Genomic DNA, 19,447 nt, shown 5'->3' with positions numbered 1-19,447 from the left:
CGCCCCCTCCGGTCGGCCGTCTCTGCCGCGCGGACGGGTCACAGGCTGAGCGCCAGCGGATGGATCTCGTCCGCTCTGTGGCCGGCACGCTCGTGTATGCGCTGTACGGCCCCCGCCGAGGGCGCCTCCGACAGACAGAAGACATCGCCGGATTCCGTGTCGGCCCAGGCGTGCTCGAAGGTCACGCCCTCCTCGCTCTGTATGGCGAGGTCGGCCTGGTGCGCCGCTTTGAACTCGTCCTGCGTGAGGTTCTTCATGCCGTGGTGGATGTCCATGAACTTGGGCATCGGACTCATCCTTCCGGTCGCGGACGGGCAGGGCTCCCGATCCCCCGCAGCTCTGCACTTCCATGCTGCCTCGGCGCCCCGGTTCTCGCCCCAACGGCCCGCTCCTGTTGCGTGCCCCCTCCCCGCCGGGCGAGATGGGACTCATGCAGCCGAATTCCCCTGCCCCGGACACCCGGCCCGTTCCGCCCGCCGAGCAGTCCCACTGGGTGGTGTTCGCCGGGATCATGCTGATGCTCAGCGGCTTGTTCGACCTCCTCAACGGCTTTGTGGCGCTGCTGGACCACGGCTACTACGAGACGACCGCCAACCACGGCAACCGCCTGCTGGTCTTCGACTTCGCCTTCTGGGGCTGGGTGTGGATCATCATCGGCATCGCCCAGATCCTGGCCAGCCTGGGCGTGCTCCTGGGCGTCCGGGCCGCGCGGATCACCGGCATCGTCCTGGCCTCCGCCTGCCTGGTGGGCCAGCTGATGTTCCTGTCGACGTTCCCGTACTGGTCGATCTTCATCATGGTGATGTCCGTGCTCGTCATCTACGGCCTGGTCGCGGAGCCCCGGCACGTGCGGGGAGTGCGGGTCTGAGCGGAACGGCGCAAGCCCCCCGCCCGCGGAGAACCGCAGGTGGAGGGCTTGCTTGACCAGCGACGCCGGGCGTCGTGCGCCAGGGTTACTTCTTCTTGCCCTGGTTCTTCACTGCCTCAATGGCGGCCTTGGCGGCCTCCGGGTCGAGGTAGGTGCCACCGGGGGTGAGGGGGCGGAAGTCGGCGTCCAGCTCGTAGGAGAGCGGGATGCCGGTGGGGATGTTCAGGCCGGCGATGTCCGCGTCGGAGATGCCGTCGAGGTGCTTGACCAGGGCGCGCAGGCTGTTGCCGTGGGCGGCGACCAGCACCGTGCGGCCGGCGAGGAGGTCCGGGACGATGCCGTCGTACCAGTACGGCAGCATCCGCGTGACGACGTCCTTGAGGCACTCCGTGCGCGGGCGCAGCTCGCTGGGGATGCCGGCGTAGCGCGGGTCGTCGCTCTGGGAGAACTCGGAGCCGTCCTCGAGGGCGGGCGGCGGGGTGTCGTACGAGCGGCGCCAGAGCATGAACTGCTCCTCGCCGAACTCGGCCAGCGTCTGCGCCTTGTCCTTGCCCTGCAGCGCGCCGTAGTGGCGCTCGTTCAGCCGCCAGCTGCGGTGGACCGGGATCCAGTGCCGGTCGGCGGACTCCAGGGCCAGCTGCGCGGTGCGGATGGCGCGCTTCTGGAGGGAGGTGTGCACTACGTCGGGGAGAAGCCCGGCGTCCTTGAGCAGCTCTCCGCCGCGGACCGCCTCCTTCTCGCCCTTCTCGTTGAGGTTGACGTCCACCCAGCCGGTGAACAGGTTCTTCGCGTTCCACTCGCTCTCGCCGTGGCGGAGGAGGATCAGCTTGTACGGTGCGTCGGCCATGGCGTCGAGCGTAATCCAATTCCGGACATGGCCCTGCGCGGGTCCAGGACCTGGGCTTCCCGGTGACGTTTGACGGTTCCCGTCAATTGGGTGGCGGCAGAAGCCGACCGGAAAGTAGGTTGCGGTCGTCGCCTGCACCACTTACACGGTCCCGTTGCCGGGGCCCGCCGGACGACCACGTACACACCGCGCACCGTGCTCCGCCATGCGCCGCACCACCAGGGGGAAATGTCATGTCCGCATCCATCCGTGGTCTGAGACGCGCCGCCGCCGAGAGCGTCTCCGGTCTCCCCCGGCAGTTCTGGTGGCTGTGGACCAGCACCCTGATCAACCGGCTGGGCGCGTTCGTCGCGACCTTCCTGGCGCTCTACCTGACCGTCGAGCGGGGCCACTCCGCCTCCTACGCGGGCCTGGTCGGCGCGCTCCACGGGCTGGGCGGCGTGATCTCCTCCATCGGCGCGGGCGTCATGACCGACCGCCTCGGCCGCCGGCCCACCATGCTGATCGCGCAGCTGTCCACGGCGGCGTCCGTGGCGCTGCTGGGCTTCATGGAGGACCCGGTCGCCATCGCGGTCGTGGCGGGCGTGGTCGGTATGGCGTCCAACGCCTCCCGCCCCGCCGTACAGGCGATGATGGCGGACATCGTCGCCCCCGAGGACCGCGTCCGGGCCTACTCCCTCAACTACTGGGCGATCAACCTCGGCTTCGCCATCTCCTCCGCCGCCGCCGGGCTCATCGCCGAACACGGCTATCTGGCCCTCTTCCTGGGCGAGTCGGCGCTCGTCCTGGCCTGCGCCGTGGTCGTCTTCGTCAAGCTCCCGGAGTCGCGCCCCGCCGCGCACGCGGCGGAGGGCACGCCGGGCGCCGCCCCCTCCCCCGCCGCCGTCTCCATGCTGACCGTGCTGCGCGACGGCCGCTTCATGACCGTCGTCGGCCTCAACCTCCTCCTGGCGCTCCTCTTCCAGCAGGCGTACGTCTCGATGCCGGTGTCGATGGGTCACGACGGCTTCTCCAGCGCGGACTTCGGCGCGGTGATCGCGGTCAACGGCGTCCTCATCGTGCTGCTGCAGATCCCCGTCACCCGCTTCATCGAGCACCGCAGCCCGGCGATGCTCCTCGTCGGCTCGTCCCTGCTGGCCGGCTACGGCTTCGGGCTGACCGCGCTGGCGGGCTCCGTCGCCATGTACGCGGTCGCCGTCGCCGTCTGGACCCTCGGGGAGATCATCAACTCCCCCACCCAGATGGGCCTGGTGGTACGCCTCTCCCCCCTCCACGGCCGCGGCCGCTACCAGGGCATGTACGCCCTGTCCTGGTCCATCGCCTCCCTGGCGGCCCCGCTGCTCGGCGGCACGGTCATCGACCACTACGGCACGGACGCCCTGTGGGCGGGCTGCGCGGTCGTGGGCACGGTGGCGGCGGCCGGATACGGGCTGCTGCTGCGGAATCTGCCGGAGCAGGGGGAGCCGGTGGCGGGAGCGGCGCGGCCCGCGGACAGGGAGTCCTCCGCGCCGGCCACGGGTGAACCGGTCGCGTGACGAGCGGCGCCGAAAACCCGTCGAGCCCTGTCCCCGCCGCGGCTACGCTCGCCCCCATGCCGCCCTCGAAGACGTCGTACGTCTGCCTCCCGTGCCGTGCCTCGTACAAGCAGCCGTACGATGGCGACCACGAGCGCCGCTGCCCGCGCTGCGCAAAGCCGCTGATCCACGCCGGTTCCGCCTTCGCACCGCCGAAGCGCCGCGACACCGCCGGATGGCGAGTGCTCTCCGTCCTCCTGAACGCGGGCATCCGCTTCCACAAGAGCTGCTGCGGCGGCCCCGGTTACCGCCCCCGCACGCTGGGCGAAGTGCGGGAGCGGATGGCCTTCGCGAAGGCCACCGGCGAGCCGTTCGCCCGCGCGCTGGTGCGCTACGAGGTGCCGTAGCCGGAGGGGGGACCGGCACCACCCCGCCCCGTGCACGCGGTTGTTCAGGACGACGGCGCCGAACCGAAGTGCACGGTCTTCGCGGTCAGCAGGAACAGGTCCGGGCGGCGGTCGACGCCCGCCGGGTCGGACGGGTCGAGGAGGCGGTCCAGGGTCGTGCGGTCCTCGGCGTCCAGGAGCCCGTCGAGTACCTGGCGGATCCGCGTCAGGAACTGCCGTACGAACCGCCGGGGCTCTTCCGCCAGCGGCGCGGGGTGGTCCACGAGGAACGTCCTGCTGTGGGCGCCGGTGAGTCCCGCGGTCCGCAGCATTCCGGGCCAGTCCTCGACCACGGCCACCGAGCCGGGCAGCTCGGCCCGCATCCGGCTGAAGCGTTCGGCCATCGCCACGTCCAGCCGCTCCTGCAGTCCGGGACGACCGAAGCCCAGGTCGCGCGGCAGCCAGCGGGGCGGCAGGCCGCCCTCGACGACGGCCAGTACGCCGCCGGGCGCGAGCAGCTTCGCCAGCTGGTTCAGTACGCCCTGCTGGTCTCCTACGTGGTGGACGGCCTGCCCGGACCACACCAGGTCCGCCGGCTCCAGGTCGGCGAGCCCCGCCGGGAACTCGGCCTCCTGTGTCCGCAGTCGGGCGCCGAGCCGCTCGGCGCGTTGTGCCGCGCGGGCCAGCAACTCCGGCGACCCGTCGACCGCGGTGACCTCGGCCTCGGGGAACACCTCGGCCAGCCGGCAGGCCGCGACGCCCGGTCCGCTGCCGATGTCCAGGATCCGGCGCGGCGTCAGATGCGCCAGCTCGGCCAGGGCCTGGCGGACGTAGGGGCTGTGGGTCTCGCCTTCGAGCTCCAGGAGGTCGGCCATCGCGGCCCAGTCGAAGTCGTCGTCGTGGCCGTGCCCGTGGTTCGTCATCACACCCGCTCCCTTCGGCCGTACCCGGCCAGTTCTTCCTCGATGAGGTCCATGTTCAGCGCGAGCGCCGCCTTGGCTCCGCCCGCGGCCGCGGTGACCACATGGGCACCGGAGTCGACCGCGTTGCCGGCCGCCCAGACGCCCGGCACGCTGGTCCGCCCGCTCGGATCCGTCCGGAGGCGGCCGCTCTCGTCCCGTGCGCAGCCCAGGCCGGTGAGCAGTTCGTCGCGGGGTACGGGGCGGGTGGGCACGAAGAGCGCGGACCGCGTCACGACGGTCCCGTCCGCCAGCCGTACGCCCCGCAGCCGGTCGTCCTCGACCACCAGGCCGCCGACCTCGCCGTCCACGATCCGTATGCCGCGCGCGGTCAGCCTGGCGCGGTCGGCACCGTCGTCCAGGGCCTCGGCGAAGAACACCACGTCGTCGGAGAGCTGCCGCACCAGCAGGGCCTGATGCAGCGCCGCCGCCTCCCGGCCGGCCGCGCCGAGCACGCCGAGCGGCTGGTCGCGCACCTCCCAGCCGTGGCAGTACGGGCAGTGCAGCACCTCGCGCGCCCAGCGTTCGCGCAGGCCGGGGAGGTCGGGGAGTTCGTCGCGCAGGCCGGTCGCCACGATGACGCGGCGGGCCCGTACGGTGCGGTGGCCGGCGAGTTCGGCCTCGAAGGCGATGCCCTCGGCGCCGGCCGCCCGCCGCAGTGTGCGTACCTCGCCCCTGACGACCCGTCCGCCGTACCGCTCGACGTCCGCCCGGCCGGCGGCCAGCAGTTCCGCCGGCGGTGTGCCGTCCCGGGAGACGAAGCCGTGCACCTCCCTGGCGGGGGCGTTGCGCGGGGCGCCGGAGTCGACCACCAGCACCCGGCGGCGGGTCCGGGCCAGCATCAGCGCGGCGTTCAGGCCGCCGGCGCCGCCCCCGACGATCAATACGTCCTGCACCTCTTCCGGTGCCGGATCCAGTCTGTCTTCCATGGTGGAGCACCTCCTGGCGCCGACCATGCGCCCGGAGGCGCGAAAGGGGCAAACATTGTTGCCGTTTTCGCAACAGGGCCCGGCGGGCGGTGCGGGGGCGACGGGGAGCGCGGGGCGCCGGGTTGCCCGCCGATGCGGATCGCTCGTGTTTCTTCACGATTCCTCTTCGGGTCCTCTTCAGGATTTGACGTCCCGCCCGACGGCCGGTCTACGGTGACCGCCCCCCACCCCCTGCGTGTCAAAGGTGCAGCTCCATGCCTGAATTCAACCGACGGCGCTTCCTCCAGGCAGCAGGCGGAGCCGCCGGCGCCGCGGCATTGTCCGGCAGCATCCTGCGCGCGGTCGGGATACCCGCCGCCGGACGGTCGGGGTCGATCGACGACGTGGAGCACATCGTCGTCCTCATGCAGGAGAACCGCTCGTTCGACCACTACTTCGGCACGCTCAAGGGCGTGCGCGGATTCGGCGACCCGCGGCCGATGACGCTGCAGAGCGGAAAGCCGGTGTGGCACCAGTCCGGCGGCGGAAAGGAAGTCCTTCCCTACCGTCCGGACGCCGACGATCTGGGCATGAAGTTCCTCGCCGGGCTGGACCACGACTGGGAAACCGGGCACCAGGCATGGAACAAGGGGAAGTTCGACAACTGGATACCGGCGAAGACCTCCGGGACGATGGCCTATCTGACCAGGGAAGACATCCCGTTCCACTACGCCTTGGCCGACGCTTTCACGGTCTGCGACGCGTACCACTGCTCTTTCATGGGTGCAACGGACCCCAACCGCTACTACCTGTACACGGGACACGTCGGCAATGACGGAAAGGGCGGCGGGCCGGTCCTCGGAAACGAAGAAGCGGGATACGACTGGACCACCTACGCCGAGCGCCTGGAAAAGGCCGGTGTCTCCTGGAAGGTGTACCAGGACATCGGCGACGGCCTGGACGAAAAGGGGCTCTGGGGCGCTCTCGAAGACGCCTACCGCGGCAACTACGCGGACAACTCCCTGATGTTCTTCAACGCGTTCCGCACGGCGAAGCCGGGGGACGCGCTCTATGAGAAGGCGCGCAAGGGGACGAAGGTGAAGGAGGGCGGTCATCTGCTGGACGACCTCCGTGCGGACGTCAAGAGCGGGAAACTGCCGCAGATTTCCTGGATAGCGGCACCGGAAGCGTTCTGCGAGCATCCCAACTGGCCCGCCAATTACGGCGCCTGGTACATCTCACAGGTGCTCGACGCGCTGACGTCCGATCCGGAGGTGTGGAGCAGGACCGCCCTGTTCATCACCTACGACGAGAACGACGGCTACTTCGACCACGTGCCCCCGCCCTACCCGCCGGCCGACTCCTCCTGGGGAGCCTCCACCGTCGACACACGGCTCGACCTCTTCCCCGGGAACGACGACTACAGCGCCGGCCCCTACGGACTCGGCATGCGGGTCCCCACGCTCGTGGTCTCCCCGTGGTCCACCGGAGGCTACGTCTGCTCCGAGGTCTTCGACCACACCTCCGTCATCCGGTTCATGGAACGCCGCTTCGGCGTCCGCGAACCGCATATCTCCCCCTGGCGCCGGGCCGTCTGCGGCGACCTGACCTCGGCCTTCGACTTCAGCCTCCGGCACACCCGGCACGCGCCCCTGCCCAGCACCGCCGGCTACCGGCCGCCGGACGGCGAACGCCACGGCAGCTACACCCACTCACCGCCGGCCGACCCCGCCCTGCCCAGGCAGGAGAGGGGCGCCAGGCGCACCCGGCCGCTGCCCTACGTCCCGCTCGTCACCGCGGCCGTGCGGCACTCCGGCACGAACGTCACCCTCGCCTTCACCGCCGGCGAGGAGCGGGGCGCCTGCTTCCTCGTCACCAGCGGCAACCGCACCGACGGCCCCTGGACCTACACCGCCGGGCCCGGCGAGACGGTGTCCGACACCTGGAGCACCGCCTCCTCCGACGGCACGTACGACCTCACCGTCCACGGCCCCAACGGCTACCTCCGCAGCTACCGGGGTTCCCCCGCGGCCGCGGGCCCGGAGGTCACCGGGCACCACGACAAGAGCAGCGGGCGCCTCAAACTCACCGTCGCCAACCCGGGGAAGGCCGACTGCCACCTGACCCTCACCCATGCCTACGGCGGCAGGACCGTCCGTCTCACCGTCGCCGCCGGCGAACGGCAGACCCGCTGGATCGACCTCGGACACAGCAAGCGCTGGTACGACCTGCACGTACGCTCCGATGACGACCGCACCTACCTGCGCAGGCTCGCGGGGCATGTGGAGACCGGCGAGCCCGGCACCAGCGACCCGGCCCTGCATACGCGGTGACCGGCCGCCACCGCGGGCCGTGAGCCACCGGACGGGCGTCAGGCCGTGCCGCCGTCCCGCGTCAGGTGGGCGAACGCCTCCAGGTTGCGGGTGGACTCGCCGCGGGAGACCCGCCAGGCGTACTCCTTGCGGATGGCGGTGGCGAAGCCCATCTCCAGCAGGGTGTTGAAGCTGCCGTCGGCGTTCTCCAGGACCGTGCCGAGGATGCGGTCGAGTTCGTCGGGGGTGACGGCGGCGAGCGGGAGTTTGCCCACGAGGTAGATGTCGCCGAGCTTGTCGATCGCGTAACTGACGCCGTAGAGGCGGGTGTTGCGTTCGAGGAGCCAGCGGTGCACGGCCTCGTGGTTCTCGTCGGGGTGGCGCACGACGAAGGCGTTGATGGAGAGGGAGTGCTTGCCGACGATGAGGGAGCAGGTCGTGGAGAGTTTGCGGGTGCCGGGGAGCTTGACGACGTAGGTGCCGTCGGAGGGGGACTCCCAGTCGAGCTCGGCGTCGGTCAGAGCCGTCTCGATCACCTGCCGCGCCTGTTGCGGCTGCTGCGCCGCGCCCGCCTGCCGCACCTGTCCTGCCTGCTGCGCCTGCCGCACCGGATCCACCTGTCGCACCTGCCTCGCGCCGTCAGCCATGGGCCGATCGTAGGTGACGCCGCCGCTCCTGCATCGCGGCGGTGTAGACCTCGCCGGTCGCCGCGGCGGCGGTGTCCCAGCCGAAGGACTGGGCGTGGCGGGCGGCGGCGGTGCCCATGCGGTCGGGCAGGGCCGGGTCCGTAAGGAAGCGGCGCAGCGCGCGGGCGTAGTCGGCGGGGTCGTGGCCGGCGACCAGGAAGCCGCTGACGCCGTCGCGTACGGCCACCGGGAGGCCGCCGACCGCGGCCGCGACGACGGGGGTGCCGCAGGCCTGGGCCTCGATGGCGACCAGCCCGAAGGACTCGCTGTACGAGGGCATGACCAGCACGGATGCGGCGCGGTACCAGTCGGCGAGCTGTTCCTGGCCGACCGGGGGACGGAACTGCACCAGATCGGCGATGCCGAGCCGGGCGGCCAGCTTCTGCAGGCCCTCGGGCTTGGCCAGGCCGCTGCCGCTGGGCCCCCCGACGACGGGCACGACCAGGCGGGAGCGCAGCGAGGGGTCCTCGGCCAGCAGGGCGGCGGTCGCGCGCAGCAGGATGTCGGGGGCCTTCAGCGGCTGTATCCGCCCGGCGAAGAGCGGGATGACCGCGTCCTGCGGCAGGCCCAGGCGGGCGCGGGCGGCGGCCCGGCTCCGGGCGACCGGGCCACCGGTGGGCCGGAAGCGGTCGAGGTTGACGCCGGGGTGGACGACGGCGACCTTGCCGCGCTCGGCGTCGTAGTGCCGTACGAGCTCGTCCGCCTCCTCGGCGGTGTTGGCTATCAGGCGGTCGGCGGCCCGGACGATCTGGGTTTCGCCGATGACCCGGGCGGCCGGCTCCGGGGTGTCGCCGACGGCCAGCGCGGCGTTCTTGACCTTGGCCATGGTGTGCATGGCGTGCACCAGCGGGACGCCCCAGCGCTCGGCGGCCAGCCAGCCGACGTGGCCGGAGAGCCAGTAGTGCGAGTGGACCAGGTCGTAGTAGCCGGGGCGGTGGCCGGCCCAGGTCTGCATCACGCCGTGCGTGAAGGCGCACAGCTGGGCGGGGAGGTCCTCCTTGGCCAGGCCCTCGTACGGGCCGGCGTCCACATGCCGTACCAGGACGCCGGGGGCGAGCTCGACGGCGGGCGGGAGGGTGCCGGTGGTGGCCCGGGTGAAGATCTCCACCTCGATGTTGATCGAGGCGAGCTTCCTGGCCAGCTCGACGATGTAGACGTTCATACCGCCGGCGTCGCCGGTGCCGGGCTGGTGCAGCGGCGAGGTGTGGACGCTGAGCATGGCCACGCGGCGGGGGCGCCGGGCCCCGCCGGGCAGCCGCAGCCTTCCCTGGCCCGGGAACTGGCCGTGGGGTCGGTTGCGGAGCCGGGACACATATTGGCTCACGTCGGGCTACCTCCTTGGCGGGGCGGGCGTCGCGCCTCCGCCCCCGTGCAACAACAGACGCCCGCCATCCATTTCCGTCCGGCGCCCGGTCTGCGTACTTTGCCAAAGCGTGACCATGGTGCGGGACGGAATACGAGGACGGGCGGGGCACCCCATACTCTCGAAGGCATGGCCCGCCGCCCCTCCCCGCCCTCCCTCACCGCCGCCACCGCACGTCCCGCCGCCGCGCGGCCCGTCGGCACGGCCACCCGCGGGACCACCAACCCCAACCGGCTGCGCCGCATGGACCGCTGGATAGCCGCGGAACACGGCGCCGAGCTGCGCCGCAGCGCCGACCCCGTCGCGGTCGACCTCGGCTACGGGGCCGCGCCCTGGACCGCGGTGGAGCTGCTGGGCCGCCTCCGTACGGTCCGGCCGGACGCCCGCGTCGTCGGCGTCGAGATCGACCCGGCGCGGGTCGAGGCCGCCCGGCCGTACGAGAAGCCGGGGCTGGACTTCCTGCACGGCGGCTTCGAGGTGCCGCTGCCGGGCACGCGGGGGCGGGCGCCGGTACTGATCCGGGCGGCGAACGTGCTGCGGCAGTACGACGAGGACGAGGTGGCCGCCGTCTGGCAGCGGCTGTGCGCCCGGCTGGCGCCCGGCGGGCTGCTGGTGGAGGGCACCTGCGATGAGATCGGGCGGCGGCACGTGTGGGTGGCGCTGGGCCCCGAGGGCCCGCGCACGGTCACCTTCGCCACCCGCCTCGGCTCCCTTGACACCCCCTCCGACCTGGCAGAACGCCTTCCGAAGGCGCTGATCCACCGGAATGTTCCGGGCGAGCCGGTGCACGCCTTCCTGCGGGACTTCGACCGCGCCTGGGCGAGCGCCGCGCCACTGGGCGCCCTGGGCGCGCGCCAGCGGTGGCGGGCCGCCGTCGCGGCTCTGGCGACGGACTGGCCCCTGGCCGGCGACCCCCGGCGCAGGCGCCAGGGCGAGGTCACGGTGCGCTGGGAGGCGCTGGCTCCGCGGGGGTAGGCGCGCGGCCGTGCGCGGCCCCGACGCGTCGGGGCAGCCGCTAAGCCGCCGCGGCCGCGGCCTGCCGCTCCCCCAGCTCGCGCAGTCGCCGCTCCGTGCGGGACCCCCGCGGCGCCGTGTACGTCACCAGTGTCTGGTCCTCGTCGGTGCTCAGCCGGAAGCTCTCGAAGGTGACGTCGAGCTCGCCGACCTCCGGATGCAGGATGCGCTTGGTGCCGCGCAGGCATTCCTGCACCGACTGCGTCTCCCAGATCCGCCGGAAGTCCTCGCTGTGCGCCAGCAGCTCGTTGACGACGTCGCAGATCCGCGGGTCGTCGGGGTGCCGGCCGCTGTCGGCACGCAGATTGCCGACCACCTCGACGGCCTTGGCCTCCCAGTCCGGGTGCAGGGCGCGGGCCGCCGGGTGGAGGAAGACCAGCAGGGCGCTGTTGCGCCGGTCCGGGGCGAGCGCCTCCAGGTCGAAGGCGACCCGGCCGCCGAGCGCGTTCCAGGCCAGGATGTCCAGGCCACGGCCGATGATCACGGCCGGGACGGTGCTGTCCATGGCGTCCAGGAGCTGCCGGATCTCAGGCCGTACGGTCCGGCCGGGGGCGGGCCCGCCGGCACAGCCGTCCGCCGTGCGCCGCCGGGGCGCCGCGATGTTGTGCAGATACGTCACCTCGCCGCCGGACAGCCGCAGCGCCCGCGCGATGGCGTCCAGGACGGAGTCGGAGATGGCCTGCGCCCGGCCCTGTTCGATGCGGGTGTAGTAGTCGACGCTGATGCCGGCGAGCTGGGCGACCTCCTCGCGCCGCAGCCCGCGCACCCGCCGGCGGCCGATGCCGCCGGGCAGGCCGAGGTCGGCCGGGTCGAGCGCGGCGCGACGCGCCTTGAGGAACGCACTGATCTCGATTTCCGCGTGCAGCATCCGTCCAGTATGCGACGCACGACCGGCTGGGTGGTCTTGCCGGACCCAGGCTGCGACGGGCCTGGTCCGCTCCCCGTACGGGCGCCAGGGTGGTCCGCACACCCCTCAGGGACGTATCCGGGGGACGGAGAAGGAGTGCTTCATGCAGCGCAGGATCCTCGGCGGCACCGGCATCTCGGTCAGCGAGTACGCGCTGGGCGCGATGATGCTCGGCGCGTTCGGCAACACCGATCACGACGAGTCCATACGGATCGTGCACCGCGCGCTGGACGCCGGCATCAACTTCGTCGACACCGCGGACTGGTACTCCGCCGGCGAGTCCGAGGAGATCCTCGGCAAGGCGCTCAAGGGCCGCCGCGACGATGTCGTCCTGGCCACCAAGTTCTTCAACTCCATGGGACCGGACGCCAACCACGGCGGCGCCTCCCGCCGTTGGATCGTCCGCGCCGTGGAGGACAGCCTGCGCCGGCTCGGCACCGACCACATCGACCTCTACCAGGTGCACCGCCCCGACCCCACGACCGACATCGACGAGACGCTCTCCGCGCTGTCGGACCTGGTCCGCTCCGGCAAGGTCCGTGCGATCGGCAGCTCGACCTTCCCCGCGGAGCAGATCGTAGAGGCCCAGTGGACCGCCGAGCGCCGCGGCCACCTCCGCTTCCGCACCGAACAGCCGCCGTACTCGATGCTGGCGCGCGCCGCGGAGAACGCGGTACTGCCGACCGCTCAGCGCTACGGCATGGGCGTGCTGACCTGGGGTCCGCTCAGCGCCGGTTGGCTCTCCGGCCGTGCGCTGTCGGCCAGTTCGCGAGCCGGCATCGAATCCCACAAGTTCGACCTCTCGATCCCGGAGAACGCCCGCAAGGCGGAGGCGGTCGCCGCCCTCGGCGAGGTCGCCGCCGAGGCGGGCCTGACGCTCCCGCACCTGGCGACCGCGTTCGTCCGCAGCCACCCCGCGGTCACCTCCGTCATCATCGGCCCGCGCACCCTCCCCCAGCTCGACGGCCTCCTGGAGGGCTCCGAAGTCACCCTCACCGCCGACATCCTGGACCGCATCGACACCATCGTCCCGCCCGGCACCGACCTCAACCGCGCGGACAGCTACTACGTGCCCCCGGCCATCGCGGACGCGTCGCTGCGGAGGCGGTGAGCGGTCGACGCGGCGCGTTCCGTCCTGCATCCACCGCCGTCTTCGCCGCACCGGGGGAGGGTGCCGCTATGGCCCCTCCCCCTTCGCGTGCAGGGCCGACGGCTCAGTAACCGGCCTGCCTGGGGCGGGCTTTCTAGGCGGCTTTGAGGAGAGCTACGTTCCGGGATCGTTCCATCAGCGCTCGTACGGCGGGCAGCTGACGGTAGGGCCGTAGACCATTTCGCAGGGTGGCGAAGTGCTCGTCACCGCGGGAGCAGCCCGGCTACGGACGCACGTAAGGCCGGGTCATGATCTCCATGTTGTGGCCGTCCGGGTCGGCGAAGTAGGCGCCGCGGCCGCCGAAGAGGTGGTTGATCCGGCCGGGGTCGGTGTGGCCGGGGTCGGCGAAGTAGGTGACCTGGAGCGTGTCCAGGCGGGCGATCATGGTGTCGAACTGGGCGTCGGGGACGAGGAAGGCGTAGTGCTGCGACTGGATCGGCTCGTCGCGCTTCTCGTAGTAGTCGAGCGTCACGCCGTTGCCGAGGTCGACGGGGAGGAAGGGCCCGAACGGTGCGCCGACCTCAAGGCCGAGGACCGCGGCGAGGAACTCGGCCGACAGGTGCCGGTCGCTGGCGTATATGGCGGTGTGGTTGAGCTGGACGGTGGTGACTGGTGGCTCGGGAATGTGCGAAAGCTGCTGGTCGTACGGCATGGTGGGGTTCTCTCCAGGTCTTGGGTGTGCGGGGACCGGGCGCCGCGTGGGGGCGCCGGGAGCGAAGACGCGGAGAGAAGGGGCGGGCCTCGTGCCCGCCTCGGGCTCACGCCGAGGCCGGGAGCCTCACTGATGAATGGCCCATGGCCGACCCGGCAGTCACCCGGCCGACTTTAAAGATCACTGCGGGCCGGGGCAAGGCCTTTTCGGGGCGTACCGCCGTCAGATCCCGTCCACGGCCGCGACCGAGAACGGCGTCTGCGGCGTGCCGGGGCCCATGGGGCCGCCCTTGTCGAACTGCGAGCGGACCACCAGGGTGCGGCCGTGCTGCCGTACGAGGGTGGTGGGGACCTGGAGGGCGGTGTCGGTGACCTGGCGCTCCATACGGGCGGCGGTGCCGTCGGCGAGGAGCCGCCAACGGCTCACCGTGTTCCGGGTGTTGTGGGCCGCCCAGAGGGTGCCGTGGCGCAGGTCGAGTCCGTCGGCCAGGAGCATGCTGCCGCCGTGGAGGGCCAGGCGGCGGACGGCGCCGGAGGGGAGCCCGATGCGGTAGAGGTCGCCGCCGTTCGAGTCGGCCGCCAGCAGGAAGCGTCCGGCGGGGTCGGCGACGATGCCGTTGAGGGTGTAGCCGTCGGGGGCGTGCGGGGCGAGGACGCCGGAGAGGTCGGCGTACGGGGTGAGCGTGCCGCTCCCCGTGCCCGCCGTGACCCGCGCGAGCCGGTCCGGGGTGACGCGGTAGATCACGGCGCGGGCGCTGTCGGTGAGGTAGGCGCTGCCGTCCGGGGCGATGGCCAGGTCGTTGACGAAGGTCCGGGCGTCGCCGGGGACGGCGAAGCGGGCGAGGAGGCGGCGCTGGCGCAGGTCGTACACGGCGACGCCGGTGGTGGAGTCGATCACCCACAGGCGCCCCGCGCGGTCCGCCTTCAGGCCGTTGGCCGTGTGGCGGCCGTCCGCACCGGCGGGCAGGAAGACCTTCGCGGCACGCTGGCCGGGGGTGATCCGGTAGACGGCCCCGGTGGCGTACGAGCCCACGTAGAGGTGCCCGGTCCGCCGGTCCTCGGCGATGCCTTCCGGGTAGGCGCGGTCGCCCGGCAGGTCGTGGACGGCGTGGACCCGGGAGTGGGGGCCGCTCCGGGGGGCGTGGCCCGCCGTGCCGGGCGCGGTCCCTGCGGTCGCGGCGGCCGGCGCGGCGGTGGCGAGCGTGAGGGTGAGCGCGGCGAGGGCGGTGCGGCGGCGGCGCAGGCGGCGCAGAGGGCGCAGAGGGCGCATGGTGGGCCTTTCTCGTGGGAGCCGGGGCGGCATTGATCGACTGAGCGCTAACATAAGTTAGAACTCTAATGCTCGTCAATGGGCTAATTTCAAGTAAGCCTCTAATGATGAGGTGGGGTGCTCGCGCAGCCCGCTCGTTACGATGCGGGGATGACCTCCATGCCCGCCGACGAGCGTCTCGGATCGCATATCAAGCGCGCCGAACAGGCCCTCAATGCGACCAAGTACGCGGTGCTCAAGCCGGCCGGCCTGACCGTCGCGCAGTACGCCGCGCTGCTGTTCCTCACGGAGCAGCCGGGGATCTCGGCCGCGGCGCTGGCCAGGGCGTGCGGGGTGACGCCCCCGACCATGAACACCGTGCTGAAGAACCTCCAGGAGCGCGGGCTGATCGAACGCACCCCGCACCAGTGGCACAAGAACGTCCTGGAGACCCGCCTGACCGACGAGGGCAGAACGGTCATGGCCGACGCGGACGCCCGCGCCATCCGGGTCGAGCGGGCCCTCGCGGCGGAGTTCAGCGACGCGGAGCGGGAGTCGCTCGTCGCGCTCCTGGGCCGGTGCGTGGCCCTCCTGGAGTCCGTCCGGCCCTAGGGCGGGTGTGAGTGAAGACGGCTCGGCTCAGGCCAGATGCAACGACGCCAGCAGTGCGTCCACCAGGGGCCGGTCGCGTTCATGGGTCAGGCGGCCGCGGGCCTCGGCGGGAGTGAGCCAGGCCAGGCGGTCGACCTCGGCACTCGGGGTGAAGGCGCCGGCGACGGCCTCGGCGGCCCAGTAGCGGACCTGCTTGGGGCGTCCGCCGGCGAGGTAGCAGGCGGTCGGCAGCGGGGCGCCGGGGCGGCAGTCCATCCCCGTCTCCTCGGCCACTTCGCGTACCGCACCGGCCAGCGGGTCCTCACCGCGCTTGAGTTTGCCTTTCGGGTGTGACCAGTCGTCGTACTTGGGACGGTGGACGAGACCGATCTCCAGCCCGTCCTCGGTGGCCGCGCGGCGCCACAGCACACAGCCGGCGGCCCGTACCGGTTTCCGGGGGACGGTCACCTTCACTCCCCCTCAGCCCCTGGGCACCTTGGCCAGCCACACCCGGCCGAAGGCGAACCGGGCCGCCTCCACCTGGTGGCGCTGGTCGGCGTGCAGCACCCCGAGGGCGTAGGCCGTGGCCGGGGCGATTCTGGGGGTGCGGGCCGCGGCGGCAGCAGCGGCGGCGGCCTCCGCGGCGTCGCGGTGGGACTCCAGGGCGCGGGCGGCCTCCGTCAGCCGCGCATCGGCGTGCTCGGGCCCGGTGACCTCCTGGGCGTAGCGGCTCAGCCGCACCAGGAGCCGGACCTGGTGCCAGGACGCGTCCTGCCGGTGGTCGGCGGTGAGCGCCTCGGCGTTGTACGGGTGTCCCGCACGCGACAGCGGCAGCGCGCCGACCGCCTCCGTGAGCCGCCGGTGCGCCTGCTCGGCGAGCGGCGGCAGCGCTTCGGCGGCCGGCAGCTCCGCGGCCGTACGGGCCAGCGGCGCCTCGGAGGCGAGCACCGCGACGGAGTCGGCGACGGCGTGGAAGCGGGAGGAGCCCAGTGCCTGCAGCGCGGCGGAGTGGGCGCGGGTGCGGGCGAGGGTGAGCTGGCGGTCCAGCAGCGCCCCGGCCCGTGCGGCCCCGGCCGCCAGTGCGGTGTCCGGATCCGGCTCGGAGGGGGCGGCGGGCCCGGCGGTGGCCGTGGCCGTGCGGTCGGCGCGTGTGCCCCGCTCTGCGCGGTCCGCCCGCTCGCTCCGTTCGCCGCGGGCGGGCCGCTCGGGCCGTTCCCCCCGGCCCGTCAGCCGCTGCAGCGCCGCCATCAGCCGCTCGCGGCGGGCCGCGCAGGCCTGCTCGCGGGCCAGCGTGCCGGACAGCCAGCCGAGTTCGGCGAGGAGCTGGTCGGCCCAGGCCTCCTCGGTCAGCGGCCGGAAGGTGTGCAGGGTGGCGCTGATCCGGCGGGCGGCGCGGCGCAGCTGGCGGGCGGCCGTGCCGGCGCCCTCCGCGTCCGAGCCGCTCTCGTGGTGCAGCCGCAGACTGCGCAGGAACTCCGAGGACTGCTGGTGCAGATAGCCGGCGAGCACCTCCTCGGCGGTCCGGGCGGCCAGGGTGGCCGCGGCGGCGGAGCCGGCGGCCGGGGCGCTGCCGGGCACCTCGTCGCCGAGGCCGTACGGCGCCGCGGCCTCGGGCGCGTACGGCCCGTCCACCACCGCGGAACGGGCTCCGGGCGCCCCGGGCTCGTATCCGGTACCGAGGAGACCGGCCGGCCCCCCGGTCGGCTGGTCATGTCGCTGGGCCACGCCGGCGCCTCCGGGCGTCGATGAGCATTTCCTGTACGTTGCGCAGCGGCGCGCCGTCCGCGTCCACGGCGCGCCGGGTCCAGTCGCCGTCCGGGCCCAGGCGCCAGGAGGACGTGGAGTCCGAAGTCCCGGTCTCCAGCAGCCGGTTGAGCGAGGCGCGGTGCGCCGGGTCGGCCACCCGCACCAGCGCCTCGATCCGCCGGTCCAGGTTCCGGTGCATCATGTCGGCGCTGCCCAGCCACACCTCGGGCTCCCCGCCGTTGCCGAAGACGAAGATCCGGGAGTGCTCCAGGAAGCGGCCGAGGATGCTGCGGACGCGGATGTTCTCGCTCAGGCCGGGCACCCCCGGGCGCAGCGCGCAGATGCCGCGCACCCAGATGTCGACCGGTACGCCCGCCTGCGAGGCGCGGTAGAGGGCGTCGATGACGGCCTCGTCGACCATCGAGTTGACCTTGATGCGGACATAGGCGGGGCGGCCGGCGCGGTGGTGCGCGGCCTCCTTGTCGATGCGCTGGACCAGGCCGTCCCGCAGGGACTTGGGGGCGACCAGGAGGCGGCGGTAGGTCTCGCGGCGGGAGTAGCCGGAGAGCCGGTTGAACAGGTCGGAGAGGTCGGCCCCGACCTGCGGGTCGGCGGTCAGCAGGCCGAGGTCCTCGTAGAGCCGGGCCGTCTTGGGGTGGTAGTTGCCGGTCCCCACGTGGGAGTAGCGGCGCAGCATCTCGCCTTCCTGGCGGACGACGAGCGAGAGCTTGCAGTGCGTCTTGAGGCCGACCAGGCCGTAGACGACGTGGCAGCCGGCCTCCTCCAGCTTCCGCGCCCACTTGATGTTGGCCTGCTCGTCGAAGCGGGCCTTGATCTCGACGAGGACGAGGACCTGCTTGCCGGACTCGGCGGCGTCTATCAGGGCGTCGACGATCGGCGAGTCGCCCGAGGTGCGGTAGAGCGTCTGCTTGATCGCGAGGACGTCGGGGTCGGCGGCGGCCTGCTCCAGGAAGGACTGGACGGAGGTGGAGAAGGAGTCGTAGGGGTGGTGGAGCAGGACGTCGCGGGCGCGCAGCGCCGCGAAGACGTCGGGGGCGGAGGCCGACTCCACCTCGGCGAGGTCACGGTGGGTGCCGGCCACGAACTTGGGGTACTTCAGCTCGGGCCGGTCCAGCGCCCCTATTCCGAAGAGCCCGGTCAGGTCCAGCGGGCCGGGCAGCGGATAGACCTCGGCGTCGGAGATCTTCAGCTCCTGGACGAGCAGGTCGAGCACCGCGGGGTCGATGGACTCCTCGACCTCCAGGCGGACCGGCGGTCCGAAGCGCCGCCGCATCAGCTCCTTCTCCAGGGCCTGGAGCAGGTTCTCGGCGTCGTCCTCCTCCACCTCCAGGTCCTCGTTGCGGGTGACCCGGAACATGTGGTGGGCGCGCACCTCCATGCCCGGGAACAGCTCCTCCAGGTGGGCGGCGATGACGTCCTCGATGGGGACGTAGCGCTGCGGGGAGGCCTCCAGGAAGCGGGAGAGCAGCGGCGGGACCTTCACCCGCGCGAAGTGGTCATGGCCGCTGACCGGGTTGCGTACGACGACGGCCAGGTTCAGCGAGAGGCCGGAGATGTACGGGAAGGGGTGTGCCGGGTCCACCGCCAGTGGAGTGAGTACCGGGAAGATCTGCTGGCGGAAGAGGGTGAACAGGCGGGCCTGCTCCTTCTCGGTCAGCTCCGGCCAGCGGATCAGGTGAATGCCCTGGTCGGCGAGCTCGGGGGCGATGTCCTGCTGGAAGCAGGCGGCGTGCCGGGCCATGAGTTCGCGCGAGCGCGTCCAGATCAGCTCCAGCACCTCGCGGGGCTGCAGGCCGGACGCGGAGCGGGTGGCCACACCGGTTGCTATCCGCCGCTTGAGCCCGGCGACCCGGACCATGAAGAACTCGTCGAGGTTGCTGGCGAAAATCGCCAGGAAGTTCGCCCGTTCGAGGAGGGGGGTGGCCGGGTCCTCGGCCAGTTCGAGCACCCGCTCGTTGAACGCCAGCCAGCTGCGCTCGCGGTCCAGGAAGCGGTCGCCGGGCAGTTCCTCGCCGTCCGCGCCCACCACGCCCCGGTCCTCGTACGCGTCCGGATCGGCGTCCAGGTCGGGTTCCAGGCCCGGCACCGTCCCGCGGACCGCGTTGGGGCGGTGCGCGGCGATGGAGCCCACGGAAGGCTGGGCCGACGGCGCCGGAGCCTCGCGGGGCTTCGTGGTCGGCATCTCGGGCTGGACCTGTGCCTGAGCGCTGGGCTGATGGTTCATGGCCTTATTCTTCCGCGTCCCCGGGGTTCCAGGCGCGTCAGGAGGAGGCGG

19 protein-coding genes are annotated in these 19,447 nt (G+C 72.5%); 7 read left to right on the top strand and 12 right to left on the bottom strand.

Features of this window, described 5'->3' with window-relative positions; all coding sequences use genetic code 11:
- Nucleotides 1-38 precede the first annotated feature (38 nt).
- Nucleotides 39-287, bottom strand: a complete 249-nt coding sequence (locus ACWD6P_RS07270) for an SCO4226 family nickel-binding protein (RefSeq protein WP_451443046.1) — start codon at nucleotides 285-287, stop codon at nucleotides 39-41.
- A 143-nt stretch (nucleotides 288-430) separates the two neighbouring features.
- Between ACWD6P_RS07270 and ACWD6P_RS07265 the strand changes: the two genes are divergently transcribed.
- Nucleotides 431-868: a DUF7144 family membrane protein gene (locus ACWD6P_RS07265; protein ID WP_451443045.1), complete on the top strand. Its 438-nt coding sequence runs from the start codon at nucleotides 431-433 to the stop codon at nucleotides 866-868.
- 85 nt (nucleotides 869-953) lie between these two features.
- Here the strand turns inward: ACWD6P_RS07265 and ACWD6P_RS07260 are convergent, their stop codons facing one another.
- Entirely contained in the window at nucleotides 954-1,715 is a 762-nt protein-coding gene (locus ACWD6P_RS07260) for a phosphoglyceromutase (protein WP_384424826.1), read from the bottom strand.
- Between the two features lie 233 nt (nucleotides 1,716-1,948).
- Here ACWD6P_RS07260 and ACWD6P_RS07255 point away from each other — a divergent pair, with 233 nt between their 5' ends.
- Together ACWD6P_RS07255 and ACWD6P_RS07250 are read left to right on the top strand one after the other, a co-directional pair.
- Nucleotides 1,949-3,250: an MDR family MFS transporter gene (locus ACWD6P_RS07255; protein WP_451443044.1), complete on the top strand. Its 1,302-nt coding sequence runs from the start codon at nucleotides 1,949-1,951 to the stop codon at nucleotides 3,248-3,250.
- Between the two features lie 56 nt (nucleotides 3,251-3,306).
- Nucleotides 3,307-3,636 (top strand): deoxyxylulose-5-phosphate synthase, encoded by a 330-nt coding sequence (locus ACWD6P_RS07250; protein ID WP_451443043.1) that lies wholly within the window; start codon nucleotides 3,307-3,309, stop codon nucleotides 3,634-3,636.
- A gap of 44 nt (nucleotides 3,637-3,680) precedes the next feature.
- On the opposite strand, the gene ACWD6P_RS07245 is transcribed toward ACWD6P_RS07250, so the two are convergent.
- The gene (locus ACWD6P_RS07245; RefSeq protein WP_451443042.1) at nucleotides 3,681-4,538 is read right to left on the bottom strand and encodes a class I SAM-dependent methyltransferase; all 858 of its coding nucleotides are present in this window, start codon (nucleotides 4,536-4,538) and stop codon (nucleotides 3,681-3,683) included.
- Entirely contained in the window at nucleotides 4,538-5,503 is a 966-nt protein-coding gene (locus ACWD6P_RS07240) for an NAD(P)/FAD-dependent oxidoreductase (protein WP_451443041.1), read from the bottom strand. The genes ACWD6P_RS07245 and ACWD6P_RS07240 overlap by 1 nt, the downstream gene beginning before the upstream one ends.
- Before the next feature lie 254 nt (nucleotides 5,504-5,757).
- On the opposite strand from ACWD6P_RS07240, the gene ACWD6P_RS07235 reads away from it, so the two are divergent.
- Nucleotides 5,758-7,815, top strand: coding sequence for a phosphocholine-specific phospholipase C (locus ACWD6P_RS07235; RefSeq protein WP_451443040.1), 2,058 nt, complete (start codon nucleotides 5,758-5,760; stop codon nucleotides 7,813-7,815).
- Between the two features lie 38 nt (nucleotides 7,816-7,853).
- Here ACWD6P_RS07235 and ACWD6P_RS07230 read toward each other — a convergent pair whose 3' ends face one another.
- Both ACWD6P_RS07230 and mshA read right to left on the bottom strand, forming a co-directional pair.
- The gene (locus ACWD6P_RS07230) at nucleotides 7,854-8,441 is read right to left on the bottom strand and encodes a YbjN domain-containing protein (protein WP_451443039.1); all 588 of its coding nucleotides are present in this window, start codon (nucleotides 8,439-8,441) and stop codon (nucleotides 7,854-7,856) included.
- Entirely contained in the window at nucleotides 8,434-9,804 is a 1,371-nt protein-coding gene (mshA, locus tag ACWD6P_RS07225) for a D-inositol-3-phosphate glycosyltransferase (RefSeq protein ID WP_451443038.1), read from the bottom strand. Before mshA ends, ACWD6P_RS07230 begins: the two co-directional genes overlap by 8 nt.
- 168 nt (nucleotides 9,805-9,972) lie before the next feature.
- On the opposite strand from mshA, the gene ACWD6P_RS07220 reads away from it, so the two are divergent.
- Nucleotides 9,973-10,818 carry a class I SAM-dependent methyltransferase gene (locus tag ACWD6P_RS07220; protein ID WP_451443037.1) on the top strand — a complete coding sequence of 282 codons (846 nt, stop codon included), beginning with the start codon at nucleotides 9,973-9,975 and terminating at the stop codon, nucleotides 10,816-10,818.
- Nucleotides 10,819-10,858: 40 nt separating this feature from the next.
- Here the strand turns inward: ACWD6P_RS07220 and ACWD6P_RS07215 are convergent, their stop codons facing one another.
- Nucleotides 10,859-11,725, bottom strand: a complete 867-nt coding sequence (locus ACWD6P_RS07215; RefSeq protein WP_451443036.1) for a helix-turn-helix domain-containing protein — start codon at nucleotides 11,723-11,725, stop codon at nucleotides 10,859-10,861.
- 142 nt (nucleotides 11,726-11,867) lie between these two features.
- On the opposite strand from ACWD6P_RS07215, the gene ACWD6P_RS07210 reads away from it, so the two are divergent.
- Entirely contained in the window at nucleotides 11,868-12,875 is a 1,008-nt protein-coding gene (locus ACWD6P_RS07210) for an aldo/keto reductase (RefSeq protein WP_451443035.1), read from the top strand.
- 262 nt (nucleotides 12,876-13,137) lie between these two features.
- Here ACWD6P_RS07210 and ACWD6P_RS07205 read toward each other — a convergent pair whose 3' ends face one another.
- Both ACWD6P_RS07205 and ACWD6P_RS07200 read right to left on the bottom strand, forming a co-directional pair.
- The gene (locus ACWD6P_RS07205) at nucleotides 13,138-13,566 is read right to left on the bottom strand and encodes a VOC family protein (protein ID WP_451443034.1); all 429 of its coding nucleotides are present in this window, start codon (nucleotides 13,564-13,566) and stop codon (nucleotides 13,138-13,140) included.
- A gap of 222 nt (nucleotides 13,567-13,788) precedes the next feature.
- Entirely contained in the window at nucleotides 13,789-14,835 is a 1,047-nt protein-coding gene (locus ACWD6P_RS07200) for an SMP-30/gluconolactonase/LRE family protein (protein ID WP_451443033.1), read from the bottom strand.
- A 150-nt stretch (nucleotides 14,836-14,985) separates the two neighbouring features.
- On the opposite strand from ACWD6P_RS07200, the gene ACWD6P_RS07195 reads away from it, so the two are divergent.
- Nucleotides 14,986-15,426, top strand: a complete 441-nt coding sequence (locus ACWD6P_RS07195; protein ID WP_451443032.1) for a MarR family winged helix-turn-helix transcriptional regulator — start codon at nucleotides 14,986-14,988, stop codon at nucleotides 15,424-15,426.
- Between the two features lie 27 nt (nucleotides 15,427-15,453).
- Here ACWD6P_RS07195 and ACWD6P_RS07190 read toward each other — a convergent pair whose 3' ends face one another.
- Genes ACWD6P_RS07190 through ACWD6P_RS07180 form a run of 3 tightly spaced genes read right to left on the bottom strand, consistent with a single transcriptional unit; the run spans nucleotide 15,454 to nucleotide 19,396 of the window.
- Complete coding sequence (locus ACWD6P_RS07190) at nucleotides 15,454-15,873, bottom strand: NUDIX hydrolase (RefSeq protein WP_451443031.1); 420 nt, start codon at nucleotides 15,871-15,873, stop codon at nucleotides 15,454-15,456.
- 12 nt (nucleotides 15,874-15,885) lie between these two features.
- Nucleotides 15,886-17,130: a CHAD domain-containing protein gene (locus ACWD6P_RS07185; protein ID WP_451443030.1), complete on the bottom strand. Its 1,245-nt coding sequence runs from the start codon at nucleotides 17,128-17,130 to the stop codon at nucleotides 15,886-15,888.
- Complete coding sequence (locus tag ACWD6P_RS07180) at nucleotides 17,114-19,396, bottom strand: RNA degradosome polyphosphate kinase (RefSeq protein ID WP_451443029.1); 2,283 nt, start codon at nucleotides 19,394-19,396, stop codon at nucleotides 17,114-17,116. The genes ACWD6P_RS07185 and ACWD6P_RS07180 overlap by 17 nt, the downstream gene beginning before the upstream one ends.
- Between the last annotated feature and the right edge of the window lie 51 nt (nucleotides 19,397-19,447).

It is taken from the genome of Streptomyces sp. NPDC002446, from assembly GCF_053595675.1.
This window is presented reverse-complemented; position numbering and strand designations above follow the sequence as displayed.

Bases quoted from the DNA above. Each gene is read 5' to 3' on its own strand.
- ACWD6P_RS07270 (WP_451443046.1), bottom strand. From the start codon at position 287: ATGCCCAAGTTCATGGACATCCACCACGGCATGAAGAACCTCACGCAG.
- ACWD6P_RS07265 (WP_451443045.1), top strand. From the start codon at position 431: ATGCAGCCGAATTCCCCTGCCCCGGACACCCGGCCCGTTCCGCCCGCC.
- ACWD6P_RS07260 (WP_384424826.1), bottom strand. From the start codon at position 1,715: ATGGCCGACGCACCGTACAAGCTGATCCTCCTCCGCCACGGCGAGAGC.
- ACWD6P_RS07255 (WP_451443044.1), top strand. From the start codon at position 1,949: ATGTCCGCATCCATCCGTGGTCTGAGACGCGCCGCCGCCGAGAGCGTC.
- ACWD6P_RS07250 (WP_451443043.1), top strand. From the start codon at position 3,307: ATGCCGCCCTCGAAGACGTCGTACGTCTGCCTCCCGTGCCGTGCCTCG.
- ACWD6P_RS07245 (WP_451443042.1), bottom strand. From the start codon at position 4,538: ATGACGAACCACGGGCACGGCCACGACGACGACTTCGACTGGGCCGCG.
- ACWD6P_RS07240 (WP_451443041.1), bottom strand. From the start codon at position 5,503: ATGGAAGACAGACTGGATCCGGCACCGGAAGAGGTGCAGGACGTATTG.
- ACWD6P_RS07235 (WP_451443040.1), top strand. From the start codon at position 5,758: ATGCCTGAATTCAACCGACGGCGCTTCCTCCAGGCAGCAGGCGGAGCC.
- ACWD6P_RS07230 (WP_451443039.1), bottom strand. From the start codon at position 8,441: ATGGCTGACGGCGCGAGGCAGGTGCGACAGGTGGATCCGGTGCGGCAG.
- ACWD6P_RS07220 (WP_451443037.1), top strand. From the start codon at position 9,973: ATGGCCCGCCGCCCCTCCCCGCCCTCCCTCACCGCCGCCACCGCACGT.
- ACWD6P_RS07215 (WP_451443036.1), bottom strand. From the start codon at position 11,725: ATGCTGCACGCGGAAATCGAGATCAGTGCGTTCCTCAAGGCGCGTCGC.
- ACWD6P_RS07210 (WP_451443035.1), top strand. From the start codon at position 11,868: ATGCAGCGCAGGATCCTCGGCGGCACCGGCATCTCGGTCAGCGAGTAC.
- ACWD6P_RS07205 (WP_451443034.1), bottom strand. From the start codon at position 13,566: ATGCCGTACGACCAGCAGCTTTCGCACATTCCCGAGCCACCAGTCACC.
- ACWD6P_RS07200 (WP_451443033.1), bottom strand. From the start codon at position 14,835: ATGCGCCCTCTGCGCCCTCTGCGCCGCCTGCGCCGCCGCCGCACCGCC.
- ACWD6P_RS07195 (WP_451443032.1), top strand. From the start codon at position 14,986: ATGACCTCCATGCCCGCCGACGAGCGTCTCGGATCGCATATCAAGCGC.
- ACWD6P_RS07180 (WP_451443029.1), bottom strand. From the start codon at position 19,396: ATGAACCATCAGCCCAGCGCTCAGGCACAGGTCCAGCCCGAGATGCCG.